The following is a 21913-nucleotide window of genomic DNA, read 5'->3' as shown; positions in this document are numbered from 1 at the left end:
CATTAAAAGTAATTTACATGAAAAGGCAGAAAAAGGTATAAAAACTTTTCTAATATTTTACCTGAATTTCAGTCTGATTTAGCAAGATCAATTATAAAAGACCCATATAATTTAGAATCTTTAGATATTCAAGGTAAAATAATAGAACGAGATTTAGAAAATAAATTGATAGATAACATGAAAAATTATAAAAATACGGACCGATAATTTTATTTAATGGCTGGGCTTATGATAAGCGCTTACTAAAAGAAAATTTTTATATACTCACTTTACCTGAGGGGCAGGTTAATACAGGCGGAGAATTTAAAACTCTATATAAAGAGCATGAAAACGGTAATACCGATTTAAATAACGCTGAAATTTCAATTGTTACCCATACTTATCATTTTTCGCGTGTTAACAGGTATTTTGATAACAAACCGAATTTTGACTTCTTCTTTATTCATAACACCAAACCTATAATATCTTTAGTTGATCGGCAATTTGAAGCTCCCGGCACTTATAACGACTTAAAATAAGAATTGCTCAAATTACCTAACTATATAGAGAAAGGTTTTGTTGCAGAAAAATTAAATGCTAATTAATTAATCGGTATCTCTCTTGCTTCTTGTTCTTTAATCTCAGTACGAGGTAGAATAATAGTAAGTATTCCATTCTTAAGGTTTGAAGAGATATTTGTCTGATCTACATCTTCATATAATGATATTACATAATTAAAATTTTTATTCATATAATTATCTGAATAATCAGCTTTATTTTTTTCTTCTATATTCCCTGTAATAAATAATTTATTGCCGTTCACTTTAACCTTAATTTGACTTTTATCAAAGCCAGGTACTTCCATAATAATAATATACTGCTTATCTTTAGTAATAAAATTACTTTTTATGCTATTAGACTCATAAAGCGGTAATCTATTTTTAAATAAATTATCAATATTTGTAATTTGATTATCTATTAAATCTGCTACCTGACGCAGCGGCATTGCACTACTGGAATCATAATTCTTATTAGCTATTGCAATATTACTAGATAAAATAACAGCTCCTATAGCCGGAATATATTTTAACATAGTACTATCTCCATGTTTATTAGTTATATATTTGAATATATAACATTATCTATAAAATTCAAGTCTTATACTTCCATAATTTGCTAAAAGTACGCTGCCCAAAATAAAAGCTAATAATCCCTGCAAAAATAGTTTGGTCTTCAATACTCCATAATATATCTAAATACTCAACTAGCAGGGCAGAACTTTTTAACGATTTATATTGAACATAGTTAACTCCTCCATACATTGCAAAGAAGCTATAAGCAAGCACAGGTCTTACCGAACCGTTTAAAACATCAACCCAACTTACACCCGATCTATATGTTGAATAAAGAAAATATTGCTCTGATATTTCTTACGATAGGGTAAGCTCTGTAAAAATTTTAGATTGATTTAGTTTATTGTTAGCAATTTGACGATCTAAAATATTTATCTCGTGTTTTTTGTCGTTAATATCTTTGTACATTTTTAAAATTTCAGGAATTATTGAACTAATAAATCCTGTTATTACTGCAAGTAAAGTAATCATAAATACCTATTTATAAATTTTAGTATAAGTATAGCAAAAATTAATTACAGCACTAAGATAGAGTAAAAAAAAGGGCAGCATGGGCTATGCCATTCTTAGCTAAAATCAGGAATCCAGACAAAAGCACATTAGGTGTCACCACGTAGCTTGACCGGCGGGGTCCAGAAAAAAACTCACAACAACTTGATCTAGCTCACAAGTCGCGGTATGACAATTATTACTGGATTCCTGCTTTCGCAGGAATGACATCGAACATGTTTAATGATCCATGCAATAACGCCAATAATAGGAAAATTGATCCACTAAATAACTACCTCAGATTAGACCAAATGCGATTTTTAGCAATATAGAAAAAGATAGTAAACACTACCAAAAACATCATAACTTTAAGACCCATAGATTTACGATGTTCCATTTCCGGCTCAGCTGCCCATTGTAGAAATACTACAACATCATGCGACATCTGCTCTACGCTTGCGTTAGTACCGTCTATATAGGTTACCTGCCCATCTGTAAGCGGCGGCGGCATTGCTATTTGCTCGTTAGGGAAATACGGATTATAATGAGCCCCTTGCATTAGCTTAAAATCTGCCAACGGTTCGGTATAACCAGTAAGCAGTGAATATATATAATTAGCTCCGTCATGACGTGCTTTTATTATCAGCGATAAATCAGGCGGATATGCTCCGTTATTAGCTGCCCTTGCTGCTTGCTCATTAGGGTAAGGAGGTACAAAACGATCAGATGGCAGAGCGGGACGGTCAAACATCTCACCCTCATCATTAGGTCCGTCTTGTATCGTGTAGCCCTTGGCAATCTCTTTTATTTCATCATCTGCAAAGCCAATATCTTTAAGATTACGGTAATATAGATTGTTTAAACCGTGGCAAACACTACAAACTTCTTTATAGACCTGAAAACCTCTTTGCGCTGCTTCACGATTAACTGTGCCAAATACGCCGTCAAACGACCATTTCATCTTTTTTGGATGTAATGCTTCTTCATTGGCTAAACTTAAGCACGAAGTGAGTAGTATGATGATAGAGATAAGTAGTTTTGTTTTCATGAATTTTTTTTATATCTTAGTGACGATGTTATTACTACATAGCATTATCTGCGTGGATATCCAAGCCGTCATTACGAGAAAAATTACGAAGTAATTGACGCGGCAATCCAGTAAAAAATGCTATAAATTAGCATTTTTTACTGGATTGCCGCGTCGCTTCACTCCTCGCAATGACGATTAGCATAACAGTATTACAACTCCTCCGGTAGCGGCAGTGGCTTCTCATATATACCTATCAGCGGCAAGGCTACTGAGAAATGGAAAAAGTAATAACAAGCAGCAAAGCGGCTAATTGTAATATACGGCTCTTCTGCCGGCTGCCCGCCTAAATAACCAAGCAATAAACAATCTGCCATAAAGATCCAAAAAGCAATTCTATATATCGGTCTATAATTGCTACTTCTGACTTTTGAAGTATCAAGCCACGGTAGTAAGAATAACACGAATATACTTCCGAACATTAATAAGACTCCACCAAGCTTAGACGGTACGGCTCTAAGGATCGCATAAAACGGTAAAAAATACCATTCAGGGACAATATGGGCAGGCGTAACTAACGGATTTGCCGGAACGTAATTATCGGGATGTCCTAAATAATTCGGTTCGTAAAAAACAAAATAGGTAAATATTATGAAATAAACTCCGAAACCGACAAAATCCTTTACGGTATAATAAGGGTGGAACGGAATAGTATCTTTAGGGCTTTTAACATCTATACCTTTTGGGTTATTTGAACCATGCTGATGCAGAGCTATTAAATGCAGCATCACAAGAGCGAAAATAATAAACGGCAATAAATAATGCAGCGAGAAGAATCTATTTAATGTTGGATTATCAACGGAAAAACCACCCCATAACCACGTAACTATGGATTCCCCTATTAGCGGAATCGCCGAGAATAAATTAGTAATTACCGTAGCACCCCAGTAGCTCATCTGCCCCCAAGGAAGCACGTAACCCATAAAGGCAGTAGCCATCATGGTTAGAAAAATAATAATACCGATATGCCACAGCAATTCCCTAGGAGCTTTATAAGAGCCGTAATACAAACCTCTTGCTATGTGTAAGTATACGGCAGCAAAAAACATCGATGCACCTACCGCATGAGTATAACGCAGTAACCAGCCGTAATTAACATTACGCATGATTCTCTCAACACTATCGAAAGCATGATCAACATGCGGCGTATAGTGCATAGCAAGTACCACACCAGTAATGATCTGAATTACTAACGCAATACCGGCAATCGAGCCTAAATTCCACAAATAGCTAAGATTTTTTGGAGTTTGATAATGACTAAAATGCTTTAGACAAGAGAAAATTGGTAGGCGATAATCTATCCACTCAATAATAGAGTTCTTCCCAAACTCTACTGCTAGAGGTAATGTGTGCGTCAATCCGGTACTCGCATCCTCACGTATGCTTTTGTACACTGCGGTGCTGTGTTCCGTGTTTCCTTCAACTTCTCCTCTATAAGCTAATTTGGCAAGAACTCTAGTAGCATTAGGCTTTTTAGGGGTCATATCTTCATTCATAAATAACTACCCGATTCTAATTTTTTTGTCGCTAATAAAACTATAAGGCGGCACTGCTAAATTTAAAGGAGCAGGACCTCTTCTAACCCTACCTGAAGAATCATATTGTGAACCATGGCACGGACAGAACCATCCATCATATTCACCTTGATCAGCAAGCGGCACACAACCTAGATGCGTACAGATCCCGATCGTTACAAGCCAATTATCATGACCTGCTTTCACACGTGCTTCATCTGTTTCAGGATCAATAAGCTCCGACATCTTTACAGCTCTTGCTTCAGCTATTTTATCAGGAGTACGATTAGTGATAAAAACCGGTTTACCTTGCCATTTAACCGTAACTGTTTGCCCTACCGCAATATTTGATAAATCAACCTCAATCGATGATAAAGCAAGCACGTCTGCAGAAGGGTTTAAGGAATCAACGAGAGGCCAAAGCGTACACACAGCCCCAACTGCTGCAACACTACTAGCAGTTAGAACCATAAAATCACGACGTGTTGTTTGTTTGTTTGTATTATCTTCAGTATCCGACATATAATATTAAAGTAACATAAATTAACGATTATTATTACTACCGCTTTGGATATTATTAAGATTATTTGGATTTTCTAGTTCTTCATAAGGATTTATTATAGGACGTTCAGCGTCTGCAGCACTATCTGCTTGTTTTGGTGTCAGCTTATTTATTTCATCTTCTAGCACTTTTGCTCCTGTCCCTTCTTCATGCTTATATTCTCCAGGATTACTTAAGCAATTCCAAAAACTAACTAAACGATTCCAATTAGGACCGAGTTTTGTAGTACAATTTTGAGCAACTGCTTTAGTTGTATCTAATATCTCGACTGTAGTTTCAGTAAAATAATCTATAAACCCAATTTTTTTTAAGCCCAATACTGTATAATATAAAGTAATTAAGGAAGCAACTGCTATAATTAAATACCATTTAGTGATAATAGACCACAGAAAAAATCCCATAGGATTTGCTGCAATTAACCTTCGTAAAGCCTGCCACATATATTTTTCTCAAAAAAATTTATTAATCATATTCATCTTTATTTTATATCACTACATTAGTAAAAATAAAGCAAAATCACGTAATATTATAAATATTTTTAATTAAATAGGCACTCAAGAAGAATGCAATCGGTAAAAATACTAAATTAATTCCTATCATAATAAAAATTAATTGTAAGTTATTATCTTGTAATATTAAGCCCGTCATTATAATATTCGGCATTAATAACGGCATGACAAACGTACCGACAAAGTTAGCATTCTTCTTAAAATAACATTGCACGCTACCTGATAAAACTACTAAACTACTTAATAAAACCAACATCATCCATACGCTAATAAAGAAAAATATTATCTCAAGCAAAGTTTGATCAAAAAAAACATAAATAATGGGCAAAACAAAAACCAGCCCTACCGTACTACTGATAAATATAGCAAAAAATTTAGCTAATATAATTTTTTCATAACTAACAATTGATAATAATAACTCTAAGCTTCCGTCTTCCAAATCAGATTTAAATATAACCGCAGAAAAACCGATTAATGAAATTAATAAACAAATTACCGAAAAAATTAAACCGAATTTGTTAATATCTTTCTCGTTGTTAATTAAAACAGTACTAATTATGCAAAATAAAAAAATATAACTATATATTTAATTATATTATTAATACGATTCTGCACTATAAATTCACGCTTAATTAATAAAAACATATTCTACTCTCTATTTAGTAGACGAAGATCCACTTTAAAAAGAGCAAGGAGTTTATAAGTCAATGAGTGGAGCATATATACTAATACGTGAGCATCATTGATGCTTGAAAACGACGTAGCCAATTTTTAAAGTTCATCGAGTATACAGTTAAATACGTTGTAAATTAAATACATAATAGCTGCAACAGTTAAACCTATACCAATTTCAACAATAACTATAGCGATATGCTGAGCAAGTAGCTTATCATTGATAAAATTTGTTAGTGAATCATAATTTAAATAAATATCGTTAAAAAATAACGATATTGTTCCTACAATTGCATATATTGCTACACCTAAAACAGCAATACAAATTAGCACGTTAGGAGGAAAATATCTGCTTAATTTTTGATTACCGTAAACTAAATCATAAGCAACAAGGCTAGATGCAAATATAACACCTGCTTGAAACCCACCACCAGGCGAAGACTCACTGTTAAGATGAATATATATACTATATAAAATTATATAAGGTATTATAAAACTAGTTATATATTTTATTATCGGATTTGTCATCACGCGACTTGATCGCGGGATCTTGTATTTCATTCCGTGTCCTGAGATACCGTGGTCAAGCCACGGGATGACACCCTCCTGTGCAAATACTAACAGCACAGCAATTCCTGCAATTAAAATTACGCTAGTTTCACCTAAAGTATCATAGCCACGATAGCTTGCAAGAATAGCTGCAACAAGGGAAGGTACTCCTATATCTCTAAAGGTATTTTCTATATAATATTTACTTGAATATATATGAATAGGAGCATTATCATCACCGTAACTCGGTAATTCTAACCCCATATAAGTAAGAATTACTACAAATAATAAACATATTAAACTTGTGGAAATAATATTAGTTCTCTCTATATTCTTTAAATCAGAAGGTAATTTACGTAACAAATTCAAATATACGCATGTTGATAAGCAGCTTCCTAGTGCAGCTTCAGTCATAGCGACATCAGGAGCATCCATCATAAGATAAGATACACCGATTAATAAGCTAAATATAGAAGTAGCAATCACTGCGTTTAGTAAATCTTTAGCAAAAATTATTTTTATGGATATTAAAATCAATAAAAAAGCAATTAAGTTAAGTAGGTAATTGCCGAGATCAAAATTTAAAGCTGTTTTCATTAGTTTTATAAGAAGTTAACTGTATAGTCTAATGTCATTCCCGTGAAAGCGGGAATCCAGTCTTTTTAAATTTTTTTCTGGATTCCTGCTTTCGCAGAAATGACATCGAAAGTAGCGATGCTTTACCGAGTGCATGGGTTGCTACTGGATTTAGTAGAAAAATCAATAAAGCCGCTAAAATTAATTTACCAGAGTTAACAATATCTGATTCAATGCACGCAAAACCTATTAAGCAAACAGGCACCCCAAAACTCTCAATAACACTTGCTGCATGTAATTTAGTATAAAAATCAGGAAATCTAAAAAAACCGATTATCCCTGAAAATATAGCAAATAACCCAATAATTACTAATACAATTCCGATATAATATAATATCATTTTGTTAATCTTATTAATTATTTAGCATTGATATACTCGATCAGCTTCAAAAAGAGCAAGGAATCTACAAGACGAGGAGCGGAGCGTATACTTAATACGTGAGCACCGCAGTACTTGTAGGATGACGTAGCCAATTTTTGAAGCTGATCGAGTATATCACTCACCCTGAGCCAAGCTATACCCTGCCACCCCGTCAAACTCAAATAAATTCTCTACTTTGATAAAATCGATATTTGCTTTGCTTAAAGCTTCAAGCAATCTTGTTATATCTAAATGCTTTATTTCCGTGCCGTCTTTATTCATAAAACGACAACACCAATGATCGGAAACAGTTTCAAACCTTGTATCACGGGGCCACAATTTTAATCCTTTTGACGAGATTGTTTTTAACTCAACATTACCAAGCTCAAGCTTATTAACTGTATCTGCTATATCGTGAGCGGAAGATACATTTATATTCACAAATATATCCGTACCAACCAATTTTTTAACCTCTTTAGTATCAATTTTATAGTCTATATTACTTTCTTGTTTCTCGGCAATTAACGGATAATCTGCTTTAGGTAGCTTTATCGGTATCTGTCCTAATCTTTTCGTTACTTCTTCAGCAAATTCTTTTGTACCAACTTTTTTACTAGAATTCTGCTGATTATATATATCGGCTGTATGAACTCCATCCTCTATCGTTTTTTTCCAAGCATTTTCGATTAATGTAGCGATATCACCCTGACCTATATGTACTAGCATCATTATAGCAGCATTTAACAGCCCTGACGGATTTGCAATATCTTTACCAGCAATATTGGGAGCACTTCCATGTACTGCTTCAAACATCGCATAATGCTGTCCAATATTTGCAGAACCGGCTAAACCTACCGAACCTGAAAGTTCAGCAGCTACATCTGATATGATATCACCGTATAGATTAGAAGTCACGATAACGTCAAATGTTTCCGGTTTAGTAGAAAGCCTTGCAGTTCCGATATCGATAATATAATGCTCGTTATTAATTTGCGGATATTCTTTTGCAACCTCATTAAATACTTTATGAAAGACCCCATCGGAAAACTTCATAATATTATCTTTGCTTAAGCACGTGACTTTTTTACGGTTATGTTTTACTGCATATTCAAAAGCATATCTAATAATTTTTTCACAACCAGTATGACTTATCAACTTTATTGATTCATAAATATTATGCGTTTGGCGGTATTCTATACCTGCGTATAAATCTTCCTCATTCTCACGTATAATAGTTAGATTTAAATTGGGATGCAGAGTTCTAGTAAAAGGATGAAACGAAACAGAAGGACGAATATTAGCAAAAAGCTGTAATGTTTTACGAATCGTAACGTTTAAACTTTTATATCCTCCACCTTGCGGGGTAGTAATCGGGGCTTTAAGTATAATACCGGTACGTTGTATTGATTCCCAACTTTCTTCGCTTATGCCTGAAGTATAATGCTTCTTGTAAAGCTTTTCACCTACTTCAATGGTTTCTAAGCGAATACGAGCCTCAGCTTTACGTAATATATAAAGCACTGCCTCCATTATTTCAGGACCTATACCATCCCCGTATGCAATTGTAATCAGTGTAAATTCTGCCATATTAAATACTCTTGTTAAATAATAGCGTTGTTATGTCCTATGTCATTCCAGCGTAGGCGAGAATGACATATATAACACAATCAATAGTTTATTGTTACTTCTTTTAACCTTTCATTCAACATAAAAGTTACTTCGGAAGTTATATTCAAATTATTTTTGGCATATAAGACTTGAGCACTTGGAATTACTAAATTAAGGTTATATTTCTCGGCAAGTTCACTAATTATTGTGATAGTTGTTTCATGGACTCTACTCATAGCCTCAGCGTGTGCTTGTTCAAGCTTTGTTTTCTTAATCTGAATTTCTTTTCTAACGTGGCTAACTTTTGCATTAAATTCGTTTACTTTATGCTCAAATTCGGTTTCACTTAAATTAGAACGCTCATTTAGCAACTGCTCTTCCAGCGGTTTAAATTCTGCTTCTTTTGCTGCAATATCCTCTTGAATTTTATGATTAAGCTTTTCAATTTTATTACGTAAATCTTTTATAGCTATCGAACCTTCCAATATAGATTGTACATCAGCAACAGCTACTCTAACTTTAAAATTATCTTCTTTAATCGGCACATTTTGTGCCTCCGTACTCATTGAGAAATTTATTATAAATATACATACACATAATATTCGGTATATCATCTTTGGTCCTATAATTTAGACTTAAGCGTTATATTTAATGATGTCTTCCCGCGTAGGCGGGAATCCAGCATAAAGCGAGCTTTTAATGTCAAACATTTGCTGCATTGATACCTTGTTTCTGGATCCCCGCCTATGCGGGAATAACATCGAGTAGTTTTTTCGGTCCACACGGGAATAACATTGAAGCAACCCCTCTATTAATCCAAGAATAAATCACATTAGGTGATTTGTCTATCATTAAAAACTTAATCGTCACCTAACGTTAGTACCTTATCATTTCCATGTGGTGTATGTTCCGAATAATAATCACTTAAATAAGGTTAAAATCCAATACTTTCTATTATTTTCTGCTTTAAATCTTTTTCACTAAGAAGAGATGCAGTATCAAGATAATTTAACTCAACATAAATTTCATGCTGTTCATTAAATTCATATAAAAAATTAAAAGCTTTATGAATATGCTCTTTTCCTTTGTTCTCAACCAAAACTGCTGTAATACCATAGTCTTTTGCAGCATTGACATGTTTAATATCATCATCCATGAAAAATACATTTTTTTATTTAGTTACTCCGGTATTATTAGTTATTTCTCTTATATATTCTTTTTTAGTACAATATTTGTATTTCTTGAAAATGATTAGAAGGTCAAGCTGATTTTATATAAATTTTTGCTGCATCTTCCTTTCCCAGTAAGCTTTCTAATGCATATTTTACAGCATGAGGATAATCATTAAATGATGCTATAGCTATTTTATGACCAGATAATATAATATTCTTAAAAAGACGTACTAATTGCTCTTCATTTTTCTAACCTAAATGATCACTATCTAGAAATTTCTCCATCAGCTCTATAATGAATTTTTGTTCAAGCTTAACTGTTTCTTTAGCACGTTCCTCATATAAGCTAAAAAAGCGATTTTGTATATTAAGTGCTATTAAGCCTCCTAACCTCTCCCCTATATAATTATGCGAATGCCCCTTAACTAAAGCACCGTCAAAATCAAATATAAATAGTGCTATATTATCGTTCATTAATTTCTCTTATTTTAAAGTTTAAATATTCTTAGTAATTTTTATTTTGCAGTTAAACCAATTTCTTTTTCAAGAACTTTATTCCAATTTTTGGTATTTTAGTGTATAATACGGAAAACTATTGTAAACTTGTGAGAATTTTTAAAGATGACTCCTATTCGTAATATAGCAATTATTGCCCACGTTGATCATGGGAAAACTACGCTTGTTGATAATATGCTTAAACAAAGCGGGACATTTAGAGCTAACCAAGCAGTAGCCGAGCGTGCTATGGACTCTAATGATCTTGAGCGTGAGCGTGGAATAACAATACTAGCTAAATGCACTGCTCTTATGTGGAACGATATCCGTATTAATATCGTTGATACACCTGGGCATGCTGATTTTGGCGGTGAAGTAGAACGCATATTAAGCATGGTTGACGGTGTCGTGCTACTTGTCGACGCTTCTGAAGGACCAATGCCGCAAACAAAATTCGTGCTTTCTAAAGCTTTAAATCTCGGCTTAAAACCTATCGTTGTTATTAATAAAATCGATAGAGACGACCAAAGAATTAAAGAAGTTATCGAAGAAGTATTCGAGCTATTTGTAGCACTCGAGGCAAATAACGATCAGCTTGATTTCCCTATAGTCTATGCATCAGGTAGAGCAGGCAGAGCATCTTTAAACTTTGATGATAAAATAAATCCTTTAGATAATTTAGCAGATGATTTAGCTCCGCTTTTCGACCTAATAGTAACACATGTACCTACGCCTGCAGCCGATGATAAAGCACCGTTTTCTATGCTTATTACTACTAGAGAATATAATTCTTTCTTTGGGAGAGTTCTAACAGGGCGTGTACAAACCGGCACTGTCAAAATCAACCAAAACGTAAAAGTATTAAATCGTGAGAATAAAGTACTTGAAACCGGACGTATCACTAAAATATTAGCCTTTAGAGGCTTAGAGAGAATCGCTATAGATGAGGCTACAGCTGGTGATATTATTGCCTTAGCAGGTGTTGAAAACGCCAACGTTGCCGATACTATCTGCTCACCTGAAGTAACCGAAGCTATACCGTCTCTACCTATTGACCCCCCAACTTTATCCATGACTTTTAGCGTTAATGACTCACCACTTGCAGGAAGTGAAGGGACAAAAGTTACATCAAGCTTGATTGGAGCTAGGTTAATGCGTGAGCTTGAGAGTAACATTGCACTAAAAGTCACCGAAGCAGCTGAAAAAAATGCTTTCCAAGTTGCAGGACGAGGAGAATTACAGCTTGGTATCTTAATCGAAACTATGCGTCGCGAAGGGTTTGAGTTATCTATCAGTAGACCCGAAGTATTATTCCAAACCGATGGGAAAGGTAATGAGCAAGAACCTATGGAAGAAATCCAGGTTGACGTTGATGACGATTATGTTGGAGTGGTCGTAAAATCTTTAGCACTTAGAAAAGCTGAAATGACTGATATGAGACCATCAGGCGGTGGTAAAAGCCGTGTTACGTTTATCGGACCGTCTAGAGGGTTAATCGGTTATCACAGCCAATTTTTAACCGAAACACGAGGCACGGGAATTATGAACCGTATTTTCCACGGATACGCTGATTATAAAGGAGCTATCGAGGGAAGACGTAACGGTGTGCTGATCTCTAACGGTGACGGGGCAGCGGTAGCATATGCTCTATGGAATCTAGAAGAAAGGGGTAAAATATTTATAAACCCTAGCGATAAAGTATATAGAGGTATGATTATCGGGGAACATAACCGTGATAATGATTTAGAGGTAAACCCACTAAAAACAAAACAACTAAGCAACGTTAGAGCTTCCGGAAAAGACGAAACCATAAGACTAACGCCACCGATGCTTTTAACTCTAGAGCAGGCAATCAGCTATATACAAGATGATGAAAGGGTTGAAGTAACACCGAAATCTATTCGTTTACGTAAAGCTCTACTTGACCCTAACGACCGTAAAAGAGCTGCGAAGTAGAAAGATATTGCTAGTTAAAAATGTAACCTTGTTGCAGCGAATCCCACTATCATTCCTGCGCAAGCGGGAATCTAGAAAAAATAGCCCTAATATTTATACAAACATTATATATTTGATCAAATAAACCTAAAAAACTAGTTTTTTATAGGTTTTTCTGAATTCCCGCTTACGCGGAAATGACATCAGATCATACAACAATGTCTCAGGAATAACCTAAATAACCCTAAACACTATAATAACACACTTTTTTTACTGCTGCTATTACATCGCTCTCGCTCGACAGAGCTAATTTTTCTAAATTAACGGCATAAGGAAGTGGCACGTCTTTACCGCTGACAATCTCTATCGGAGCATCTAAATAATCGAATGCTTCTTTCATAACAATAGCAGCAATACTTGCTCCAACACCGGCAAAAAACCACCCTTCTTCTACTACAACTAAACGATTAGTTTTTTTCACCGATTCTATTATTGTATCCGTATCAAGCGGTTTAATAGTGCGAAGATCAATAACTTCACAATCAATATTATCACCATGTAAAACATTTGCAGCATCTAAGGCAAGTTTTACTTGAATCGAGAAAGTTACTATAGTGACGCTACTACCTTCTTTTAAAATTTTTGCCTGACCAAAGGGTATAGGCTCGATTGTTTCCGATACGTCAAAACTATGACCGTATAAAATTTCATTTTCTAAAAAAACAACAGGATTATTATCCCTAATAGCTGTAAGCATAAGCCCTTTATGATCTTCTGCACTATAAGGAGCTACTACTTTTAACCCTGGAATGTGAGAATAACAAGCTGTATAATTTTGGCTATGTTGTGCGGCTACTCTACTTGCTGCTCCGTTTGGTCCTCTAAATACTATCGGACATTTGACCTGCCCGCCTGACATGTAATGCGTTTTTGCAGCTGAATTAACTATATGATCGAATGCTTGCATAGCAAAGTTAAAGGTCATAAACTCCACGATCGGGCGCAGTCCTGCAAAAGCTGCTCCGACTGCAAGCCCTGCAAAACCATATTCCGTTATTGGCGTATCAATTACTCTCTTAGGACCAAATTGCTCTAGTAATCCTTGAGTTACCTTGTAAGCTCCTTGATACTCTGCAACTTCCTCACCCATGACAAAAACTTTATCGTCTCTTATCATCTCTTCTTGCATCGCATCACGCAACGCTTCACGTACCGTTATTTGCATTTTTCTTTTTTATTTGATTAAAGTTTGTGTCATTCCTATAGTGCCTATGATATTGTTGCGTGAATACCTATGTCATTCCTGCTTTCGCAGGAATGACATATAAAATACTAAACGTATATATTGGTATACAACTCCCCCTCATCAGGCAACGGTGAATTTTCTGAAAACTCTACTGCTTCTTTCACAATTTCCTTAACTGACTGTTCTATCTCTTTTAAATCCGCTTCGGTTGCATATTTATTGTCAAGTATCGTTTTTCTTATTATTACTAATGGGTCACGCTCTTTATATTGCTCAACTTCTTCTTTACTGCGATATTTTGCCGGGTCAGACATCGAATGCCCACGATAACGATAAGTTTTTACCTCTAATATCAACGGGCAGCTATTTTCTCTAACATACTCGGCTGCTTGCTTAGAGCCGTTATACATTTCTTCAAAATCCATACCGTCTAACTGAAATCCTTTAATCCCAAACGATTCCCCTTTCTTATATAAATCACACATAAAGGTAGAACGTGCTACAGACGTTCCCATCGAATATTCGTTATTTTCAATAATATAAACTACAGGTAAACCCCATAAAGCAGCCATATTCAAAGCTTCATATACCTGACCTTGATTAACCGCACCGTCACCTAAAAAAGTAAAACAGATATTATTCGTACCGTTATATTTCTCGGCAAAAGCAAGCCCTGTGCCTATAGGGACTTGAGCTCCAACTATACCATGTCCACCGTAGAATTTGTGCGGTACGTCAAATAAATGCATCGAACCGCCCTTGCCTTTTGAGCAGCCTGTAGCTCGCCCCATAAGCTCGGCAAGAACGTATTTAGGCTCAGTTCCGGCTAAAATAATATGCGCATGGTCACGATAGCTAGTAATCATACTATCACCTTTTTGCCTAACCATATTTACGGCAGCAATCCCTGCTTCCTGACCTATATATAAATGACAAAAACCGCCTACTTCTCCCACTCCGTATAGTTGTCCACATTTTTCTTCAAAACGACGCACTAATAGCACTTCCTTAAAAGCTCTTAAATATTCCTCTTTTATCGGCTTATATTTTCCTAACTTAATATCCACTAATTACTCCTTTAGTATATTGTCATCCCGTGGTCAAGAGCCACGGGGTGACATCTGTTTTTGGATGCCCGCCTCCACGGGAATGACGTCCAAAGTCACAAAATACGGCACATGGTCTGAAGGCGGCAACCAATCACGTGCTTCTGATAGTAAATGCATAGAAAATAATGCATCTTTTAAATTATCGCTCACCCAAATATGATCAAGCCTTCTACCTCTGTTAGATTTTTTCCAATCTATATTTCTATAGCTCCACCAAGTATAAAACTTTTCGTCGAGTGGAACAAAATGCCTGCTACTATCGATAAAACTTAACGAATTTTGTAGCTCTACCAATAACGAACGTTCAATATCAGTATGGCTGATAACATTTCTCAACTGCTTACTAGACCATACATCATGTTCATTCGGAGCAATGTTCAAGTCCCCAACAATGATAATTTTATCGTTCCTAGTACGGTTAGTAGTTAGCCATTCCTGCATTAACCTTACATATTCGAGCTTATGCTTAAATTTTAAGTTTACCTCTATATCAGGTATATCACCACCAGCAGGAACATAAAAATTATGTATTTCTATATCATTAACTATAGCTGCTATATGCCTTTTATCACTATTATATAACTCTAATGAAAAAACATTATTCAAAGGAAATTTTGAAATAATAGCAACACCGTTATATGATTTTTGTCCTGAATATATTACATGTTCATAACCTATATTTTTAATAACTTCAAGAGGAAATAATGAGTCCGATACCTTTGTTTCTTGAAGTAAAATAATATCCGGCTGATATTCATATACTAATTTTCTTAATAAATCAATCCGTAGACGCAATGAATTAATATTCCAAGTAACTATCTTCATTTAATGTTTTTATTTAATCCTTTTTTATAGCTGCCCCTATTATTGCATCTCTGAAATAAATTATTCCAAGTTGATTTAAAGGATTTTTCATGTCAATCTTATCTTTTTCTTCTTCAGGAATTTTAATCATAGTATTACTAAGTATAGCAAAATAAAGATTATCAGGCAAAACATATCCTGCTGCACTTTGTATTCCAAGGGCTTTTCCCGTATAATGAATCATTAAATGCTTAGAATCAAGATCCGTAAGGAAAATACCGTAACCCATATAAGACTTACGCCCTTCTATATCTTTTGCTAAAAAATATTTAGTAGTCATAAGTTTATATGACTTCTTAGAAAGAATTATCCCTTCATTTAATGCCCTATACCATTTAACTAGATCGTTTGGTGTTGATATTATCCCTCCATCTGCACAAGGAACTGCTAAAAAATCGGCAGTTACAGGAGTAAATATAGGTTTATTACTATTATTAGGCGTTAAAAAATATCTTACCGGATAATTAGAACTAACAACATTTTTCTGAATTCTAGCAGCTGCACTATATGAAGCAAAACTAGTAGATTTCATGTTCAGAGGTTTAAAAAATTCATCATAAAAAAAGTTACCTAAATCTTTTTTAGCTACTTTTTCGATAATCATACCGAGTATAACAAAATTAGTATTACTATATTTAAATTTTTTCCCTATAGATATTTCTAAAGGTTTAGAAGAAACAAATTGTAATATTTTCTTGTAAATCTCTTTCTTAGGCGTATTTAAATCAAGTTTAACAAAACTAAAATATTCAGCAATACCACTACTATGCGTTAATAAATTATGAATAGATATTTTATATGCCCAATCCGGTACTTTTCCACCCCACATTTCTGGATCAAGATATTTATAGATTTTATCATTAATATTTAATAATTCCTGTTCTTGTAATTTTAAAATTCCTGCTGCTGTAAAAGGTTTTGTTGCAGAAGCAATGGGCATCATTTCATTTGCTTTTAATTGCTCACCGTTTAAAGCAAAAATTCCTTTAGCACCGGTTAATAAAGGTTTATAATCATCGGCAAACATAAAAACAGCATTTAAAAATCTATTACTTATATATTCTTTTTCTGCTTCATTGATTCTTTGCTGTATATCTGCAAAACAATCAATACTATTAGTAATTAAAAAAAGCAGCAATAAAAAATATCTACGAATCATAACTTCAACACTCCACAAACTGATCAGTAGACATCTTGCAAACGTTTGCTAATAAAGAAATTTGACAGAGATACTGCACTTCGAACCGCAGCGTACAAAAGCATACGTGAGGATTCAAGTCTAGGCTCGACGTACCAATTACCTTTAGCAGCAAGCTATGTAAGACGTCTAGTAAAATAAAACGGTAATTTTGCTTCTAACTTAACCTCTTGACCAAAAATCTTTTCAGATAAATATATATTATTAGCATGCAAGAACATATATTTACTATACGGCATTATTTCTTTATTACCATATTTATCATCTCCAACTATCGGACAACCTAATAATTTAGAATGCAATCTTAATTGATGCATTCTACCTGTAACCGGCGTAAACTCAATTAAAAATAAGTTATTATCAAGTGATTTAAGTAATTTATAATAAGTAATGGCAAGTCTACCATTTTCACTATCAATATCAGTCATTTTAGGTGTACTTCCTTTACTCTTCTCTATATTACTTCTAACTTCTCCTACATTTTTAATTGGCTTTCCATAGGTTACAGCAAAATATGTTTTTACAATTAATTTTTCTTTAAAAGCATCATGAAGTTTTACACTACTTAAATAATTTTTGGCTATTAAGAGCAAACCGCTTGTTTCTTTATCTAACCTATGTACTAGCTTAAAATCAGCACCTTTATAATTCAAATATTTTAATGCAGAGTCAATAGATAAATTTATTTTACTGCCACCTTGAGTGGCAAGACCTGCAGGTTTATTTATAGCTATTAAATTATCATCTTCATATATCAGATAATCGATAGTAATTTTCTGCGCTAGTTTAATTTCAGCATCGGTAAAAACTAATTTTTCGGGTTGCTTAACAGGTAAATTAAACTTATCGTTAATAAAAATTTTATCGCCACCCTTTACTCTTAAACTCGCTTCTGCTTTCTGAGAATTAACGGTAATTTGTTTTTGACGTAATGCTTTCTCTATGACTCCTTGAGTCAATAACGGATATAGACGTTTTAAATATTTATCTAATCTAGAAGAAATAGGAGTATTGACATCAATGTTCATTTAGAACTTTTTATTGTGTTGTTGTATGTATGAGTTTTTTCGTCATTACGAGGAAAAATTGAAAATTTTGACGAAGCAATCCAGTTATACAAATTCTGATTTACAGAATTTTTTAATCTTTTTCTGGATTGCTGCGTCGCTTTGCTCCTTGCCATGACAACTTGGTATCCACGCAACAATGCCGACTTAACCACAGTAATATTTTAACTACTGTTTATTAAAAAATAGCACCAAATTATTATAGATAAAAGGATTATAGCAAAAAGCTGATGTATAGAGGCAATTATTATAGGTACAGAGTATAAAATAGTAATTATCCCGGTAGATATCTGTATCAATAATGCAATCATTAGAAAATACGCTATCTTATTTAATTTCGGATGTTCTATTTTTAACAAGCAAATTACTAAAACCACAACAACCAAAAATACGCTATAGCTGCCTAAACGATGTACAAATTGTATAAAAACCGGATCATGCAAATTTGCAAGATTAAAGAAACTATCTTTTATCTCCATCGGGATAACATGATCCCCCATTAGCGGAAAACTATTATATATCAGCCCTGCATCAAGCCCTGCAACCATCGCCCCTAAAAAAATTTGCACATATATTACAGTAATAGCAATACCGGAAAATATTAGTGGTAATTTTAAATCTGTTTGTGATGGGATTAACAAAATATCACAACGATTTTTTATTAATTGATAAAAAAGTATATGATAAATAATTACGGCAATAATTAAATGAAAAGCAAGTCGAAAATGATTAACAGACGGACTATTCAATAAGCCGCTTTTAACCATATACCACCCCATAAAACCTTGTAAACAAAATAACAACAAAGCAATTATATAAGGTAGCATGTCACAATTTTTTATAACATCTTTAAAATAAAAATATATGAAAGGTACAATATATATTAAAGCTGTAATTCTACCGAGTAATCGATGTATAAACTCTAACAGGTAAATAAACTTAAACTCTGATAAAGTCATTCCGTAATTAACGGAGTTATATTCAGGAAAAGCTTTATATTTAGTAAATTCCGCTTGCCAGCTTTCAAAACTAAAAGGCGGCAAAATACCGGTTACCGGACGCCACTCAACTATAGATAAACCAGCACCTGTAAGCCTTGTTATACCCCCTATAACAATCATTGCTATGACCATTATACAGCTTATAAACAACCATTTTATAATTAAGCTTTTCTGCACTTTTTTATTTTCAGTTTATGTTTTTTATCTCGTCATTCCTGCAAAGATCTTGTCGCATGGATACTGAAAGTCGTCATTGCGAGGAAAAAATATAAGTTTTGACGAAGTAAGGAAGAAAAAAATCCTGATTTACAGAATTTTTCACTGGATTGCTTCGTCGAATTACTACGTAATTCTTCTCGCAATGACGAAAAGCCGGTCTACGCAACAAGACATTCAGCCCTTCCTAATCAAGACTCTACATTCTTTTCCGTATCTTCGGCGGTATTAGCAGGACGTTTTTTATTTGATTTTTTATTACGATATCTACGTTTTGTCTTTTTTGGAGCAGCTTGTGCTTCTTCTAAACCGGCATTACTTTCTACAACTTTCACCTCTTCCACAGCACTTACAGTTTGCTCTACCGGTTCTTTTGCCTCTAAACTCTTATCTTTTACTTCATTAGCAATATTATTACTATGATTAGCTGTCTTCCATTTATGTTTATTTTTTCGTAACTGTTCTTTTTGCGGCTCTTCTTCAGTATAATCAGCACTATGATTCTGAATCACCGGCTTAACAGGATTAACGTTATTGTTGTTTTTCTTCAACAGCTTCACTTTTTCAATTGAATAACTATCTGATGTAGCATTAGGATCAGAATAAAAATTAAGCTGTATATTATATTTTTCTTCAATAAATTTTATCTCAGCGCGTTTATTATTAAGTAGATAAATAACTGAAACGATATTGGTAAAAACATTTATTACATCAATTCTTTCTTCAAAAATTTCATTCTCTATAGTACGTAAAATTAACATAGCATTAGCATCACTCGCCCTAATGACTCCTTTACCGTTACAATGAGAACAAATAGCCGAATTAGTTTCTAAGAAAGAAGAACGTAATCGCTGCCTTGAGAATTCAAGGAGTCCAAACTGACTAATATTACCGGTTTGTATACGAGCACGATCACGACTTAAAAACTCTTTAAAGGATCGTTCAATGATTTTACGATTCTTAGCTTCGCTCATGTCTATAAAATCAACAACTATCAAACCTGATAGATCTCTAAGCTTTACTTGCTTTGCTACTTCTTTTGCTGCTTCTAAATTAGTTTTTAGTGCCGTTTCTTCGATATTGTTTTCAGAAGTTGATTTACCGGAATTTACATCAATTGAAATAAGAGCTTCCGTAGGATTAATAACGATATATCCCCCTGAAGGTAGTGTCACGACAGGCTGATATAATTTAACTAATTGCTCTTCTACTTGAAACTTAGTAAATATAGGAGTTTTATTTTTATGCTCTTTCAGCTTTGCAAGCTCTGAAGGTAATAAATCCTGCATAAATCTTGAAGCATCCTCATAGGCTTCCTGTCCTTGAATCACTACTTCTTTAACATTGTGATCACACATATCACGTATGGTTTTACGTATTATACTATCTTCTTCATGGATAAAACACGGAGCTGGAAATTTAATAGTACTTTTACGAATTTTATTCCATAATCTTGCTAAATAATTATAGTCTTTCTTCAAATCTAAGGTACTACTTCCTCTACCTGCAGTTCTAACAATTACGCTATAAGTATTTTTGTCACCACTTACTATTTTATTTAAAATATCTTTCAGTCTTTTTCTTTCTTCCCCGTTTGATATTTTACGTGATATGCCGTTTTGCGAACCTTTATTAGGCATTAAAACACAATATTTGCCGGCTAAAGATATATACGTAGTAAAAGCGGCACACTTATTTCCTCGTTCTTCCTTAGTAACCTGTACTAATAATATTTGGTTTTTTCTTATTACTTCTTGAACTTTATATTGTTTATATTGCGGAATATTTGACTCAGTGGTACCGCTTTGAATAATTTCAATATCATCAGCCGCTTCTAAATTAAGTTCTGACTGGAATTTACTCTCTACTAAATCTTCTATAGTTTTTAGGTCAATTTCTTCACTATCAACCAAAGAATCATATATAGCAACCGGTTTCTCTTTATCATCCTCAACCGTAATATTCGAAAGAGCTATTTCAGGAAAAGCATTAACCGGAAAATTTCTCTCCGAGGTAGGCAAATTGTAATAGTTAGGATGGATTTCACTAAACGGTAAAAAACCGCTTTTATCCATTCCATACTCTATAAAAACAGCTTGTAACGACGGTTCTATTCTTGTAACTTTTGCTAAATAAATATTACCTTTGTTTTGTTGTCTTACAGTTGTTTGAAATTCAATATCTTCTATATTGTTGCTTTGTCCTAATAAAACTACTCTTGTTTCACTTGGAAAATTAGCATCAATTATAATCTTTTTATTCATTTATCTTGCTCACTAACTTGAAGAACAAATAATTAATATAATGCCTGTATCTTAAGAACAATCATTGTTTATCTTGTATTAATTTATTTAAATAGATAATTTATCTATGATTAAAGAGCAAAAATGTAAATTCTAGATAAACTTCAAAGAACACCTCTTTAAAATACTAAAAAATATATTATTATTTTTCTTACATTAAAATATTTTCATATTATTTAATTCATTAATTTTTTTAAAATTAAACAAT

The 21913-nt window shown here is 33.7% G+C and carries 21 protein-coding genes and 1 pseudogene; 1 reads left to right on the top strand and 21 read right to left on the bottom strand.

What is annotated here, in order from left to right:
• Positions 1–580: 580 nt before the first annotated feature.
• The 14 genes and pseudogenes from A452_RS0101510 to A452_RS0101445 form a co-directional block, all read right to left on the bottom strand.
• Positions 581–1072, bottom strand: a complete 492-nt coding sequence (locus tag A452_RS0101510) for an Hsp20/alpha crystallin family protein (RefSeq protein ID WP_014412995.1) — start codon at positions 1070–1072, stop codon at positions 581–583.
• A gap of 58 nt (positions 1073–1130) precedes the next feature.
• Entirely contained in the window at positions 1131–1325 is a 195-nt protein-coding gene (locus A452_RS07885) for a hypothetical protein (RefSeq protein ID WP_017208479.1), read from the bottom strand.
• Between the two features lie 84 nt (positions 1326–1409).
• Entirely contained in the window at positions 1410–1583 is a 174-nt protein-coding gene (locus A452_RS11030) for a hypothetical protein (RefSeq protein ID WP_017208478.1), read from the bottom strand.
• A 310-nt stretch (positions 1584–1893) separates the two neighbouring features.
• Positions 1894–2649 carry a cytochrome c1 gene (locus A452_RS0101495; RefSeq protein WP_014412996.1) on the bottom strand — a complete coding sequence of 252 codons (756 nt, stop codon included), beginning with the start codon at positions 2647–2649 and terminating at the stop codon, positions 1894–1896.
• A 191-nt stretch (positions 2650–2840) separates the two neighbouring features.
• Positions 2841–4046, bottom strand: a complete 1206-nt coding sequence (locus A452_RS0101490) for a cytochrome b (protein WP_014412997.1) — start codon at positions 4044–4046, stop codon at positions 2841–2843.
• 144 nt (positions 4047–4190) lie between these two features.
• On the bottom strand, positions 4191–4724 hold the full coding sequence (petA, locus tag A452_RS0101485; RefSeq protein ID WP_014412999.1) for a ubiquinol-cytochrome c reductase iron-sulfur subunit: 534 nt from the start codon (positions 4722–4724) through the stop codon (positions 4191–4193).
• Positions 4725–4745: 21 nt separating this feature from the next.
• Positions 4746–5204: a DUF2670 domain-containing protein gene (locus tag A452_RS0101480; protein WP_014413000.1), complete on the bottom strand. Its 459-nt coding sequence runs from the start codon at positions 5202–5204 to the stop codon at positions 4746–4748.
• A 76-nt stretch (positions 5205–5280) separates the two neighbouring features.
• Positions 5281–5918, bottom strand: a pseudogene (locus tag A452_RS07880) (heme exporter protein CcmB).
• Between the two features lie 126 nt (positions 5919–6044).
• Positions 6045–7091 carry a DUF4040 domain-containing protein gene (locus A452_RS0101470; RefSeq protein ID WP_014413002.1) on the bottom strand — a complete coding sequence of 349 codons (1047 nt, stop codon included), beginning with the start codon at positions 7089–7091 and terminating at the stop codon, positions 6045–6047.
• Between the two features lie 34 nt (positions 7092–7125).
• On the bottom strand, positions 7126–7470 hold the full coding sequence (locus A452_RS0101465) for a Na+/H+ antiporter subunit G (RefSeq protein ID WP_014413003.1): 345 nt from the start codon (positions 7468–7470) through the stop codon (positions 7126–7128).
• Positions 7471–7626: 156 nt separating this feature from the next.
• Positions 7627–9078 carry an NADP-dependent isocitrate dehydrogenase gene (locus tag A452_RS0101460; RefSeq protein ID WP_014413004.1) on the bottom strand — a complete coding sequence of 484 codons (1452 nt, stop codon included), beginning with the start codon at positions 9076–9078 and terminating at the stop codon, positions 7627–7629.
• Positions 9079–9158: 80 nt separating this feature from the next.
• Complete coding sequence (locus A452_RS0101455) at positions 9159–9713, bottom strand: OmpH family outer membrane protein (RefSeq protein ID WP_014413005.1); 555 nt, start codon at positions 9711–9713, stop codon at positions 9159–9161.
• A gap of 320 nt (positions 9714–10033) precedes the next feature.
• Positions 10034–10255: a hypothetical protein gene (locus A452_RS11735; protein ID WP_014413006.1), complete on the bottom strand. Its 222-nt coding sequence runs from the start codon at positions 10253–10255 to the stop codon at positions 10034–10036.
• Between the two features lie 265 nt (positions 10256–10520).
• A complete protein-coding gene (locus A452_RS0101445; protein ID WP_014413007.1) occupies positions 10521–10745 on the bottom strand; it encodes a hypothetical protein in 225 nt (74 codons plus the stop codon).
• 147 nt (positions 10746–10892) lie between these two features.
• Between A452_RS0101445 and typA the strand changes: the two genes are divergently transcribed.
• Positions 10893–12722, top strand: a complete 1830-nt coding sequence (typA, locus tag A452_RS0101440; protein WP_014413008.1) for a translational GTPase TypA — start codon at positions 10893–10895, stop codon at positions 12720–12722.
• Between the two features lie 223 nt (positions 12723–12945).
• On the opposite strand, the gene A452_RS0101435 is transcribed toward typA, so the two are convergent.
• The 7 genes from A452_RS0101435 to A452_RS0101405 all read right to left on the bottom strand — a co-directional run bounded on the left by A452_RS0101435 (position 12946) and on the right by A452_RS0101405 (position 21666).
• Complete coding sequence (locus A452_RS0101435) at positions 12946–13926, bottom strand: pyruvate dehydrogenase complex E1 component subunit beta (RefSeq protein WP_014413009.1); 981 nt, start codon at positions 13924–13926, stop codon at positions 12946–12948.
• Between the two features lie 107 nt (positions 13927–14033).
• Positions 14034–15014, bottom strand: coding sequence for a pyruvate dehydrogenase (acetyl-transferring) E1 component subunit alpha (gene pdhA / locus A452_RS0101430; RefSeq protein WP_014413010.1), 981 nt, complete (start codon positions 15012–15014; stop codon positions 14034–14036).
• 33 nt (positions 15015–15047) lie between these two features.
• On the bottom strand, positions 15048–15881 hold the full coding sequence (gene xth / locus A452_RS0101425) for an exodeoxyribonuclease III (RefSeq protein WP_014413011.1): 834 nt from the start codon (positions 15879–15881) through the stop codon (positions 15048–15050).
• Between the two features lie 13 nt (positions 15882–15894).
• Complete coding sequence (locus tag A452_RS0101420; protein WP_014413012.1) at positions 15895–17079, bottom strand: serine hydrolase domain-containing protein; 1185 nt, start codon at positions 17077–17079, stop codon at positions 15895–15897.
• A 155-nt stretch (positions 17080–17234) separates the two neighbouring features.
• Positions 17235–18146: an RluA family pseudouridine synthase gene (locus A452_RS0101415; protein WP_014413013.1), complete on the bottom strand. Its 912-nt coding sequence runs from the start codon at positions 18144–18146 to the stop codon at positions 17235–17237.
• Between the two features lie 203 nt (positions 18147–18349).
• Positions 18350–19363 (bottom strand): COX15/CtaA family protein, encoded by a 1014-nt coding sequence (locus A452_RS0101410; RefSeq protein WP_014413014.1) that lies wholly within the window; start codon positions 19361–19363, stop codon positions 18350–18352.
• A gap of 230 nt (positions 19364–19593) precedes the next feature.
• A complete protein-coding gene (locus A452_RS0101405) occupies positions 19594–21666 on the bottom strand; it encodes an Rne/Rng family ribonuclease (RefSeq protein WP_014413015.1) in 2073 nt (690 codons plus the stop codon).
• Positions 21667–21913: the final 247 nt, after the last annotated feature.

The sequence above is a fragment of the Rickettsia australis str. Phillips genome (genome assembly GCF_000273745.1).
Classification (GTDB): Bacteria; Pseudomonadota; Alphaproteobacteria; order Rickettsiales; family Rickettsiaceae; genus Rickettsia; species Rickettsia australis.
The sequence above is the reverse complement of the archived record's forward strand: the minus strand, read 5'-3'. Positions and strand labels throughout refer to the sequence as shown.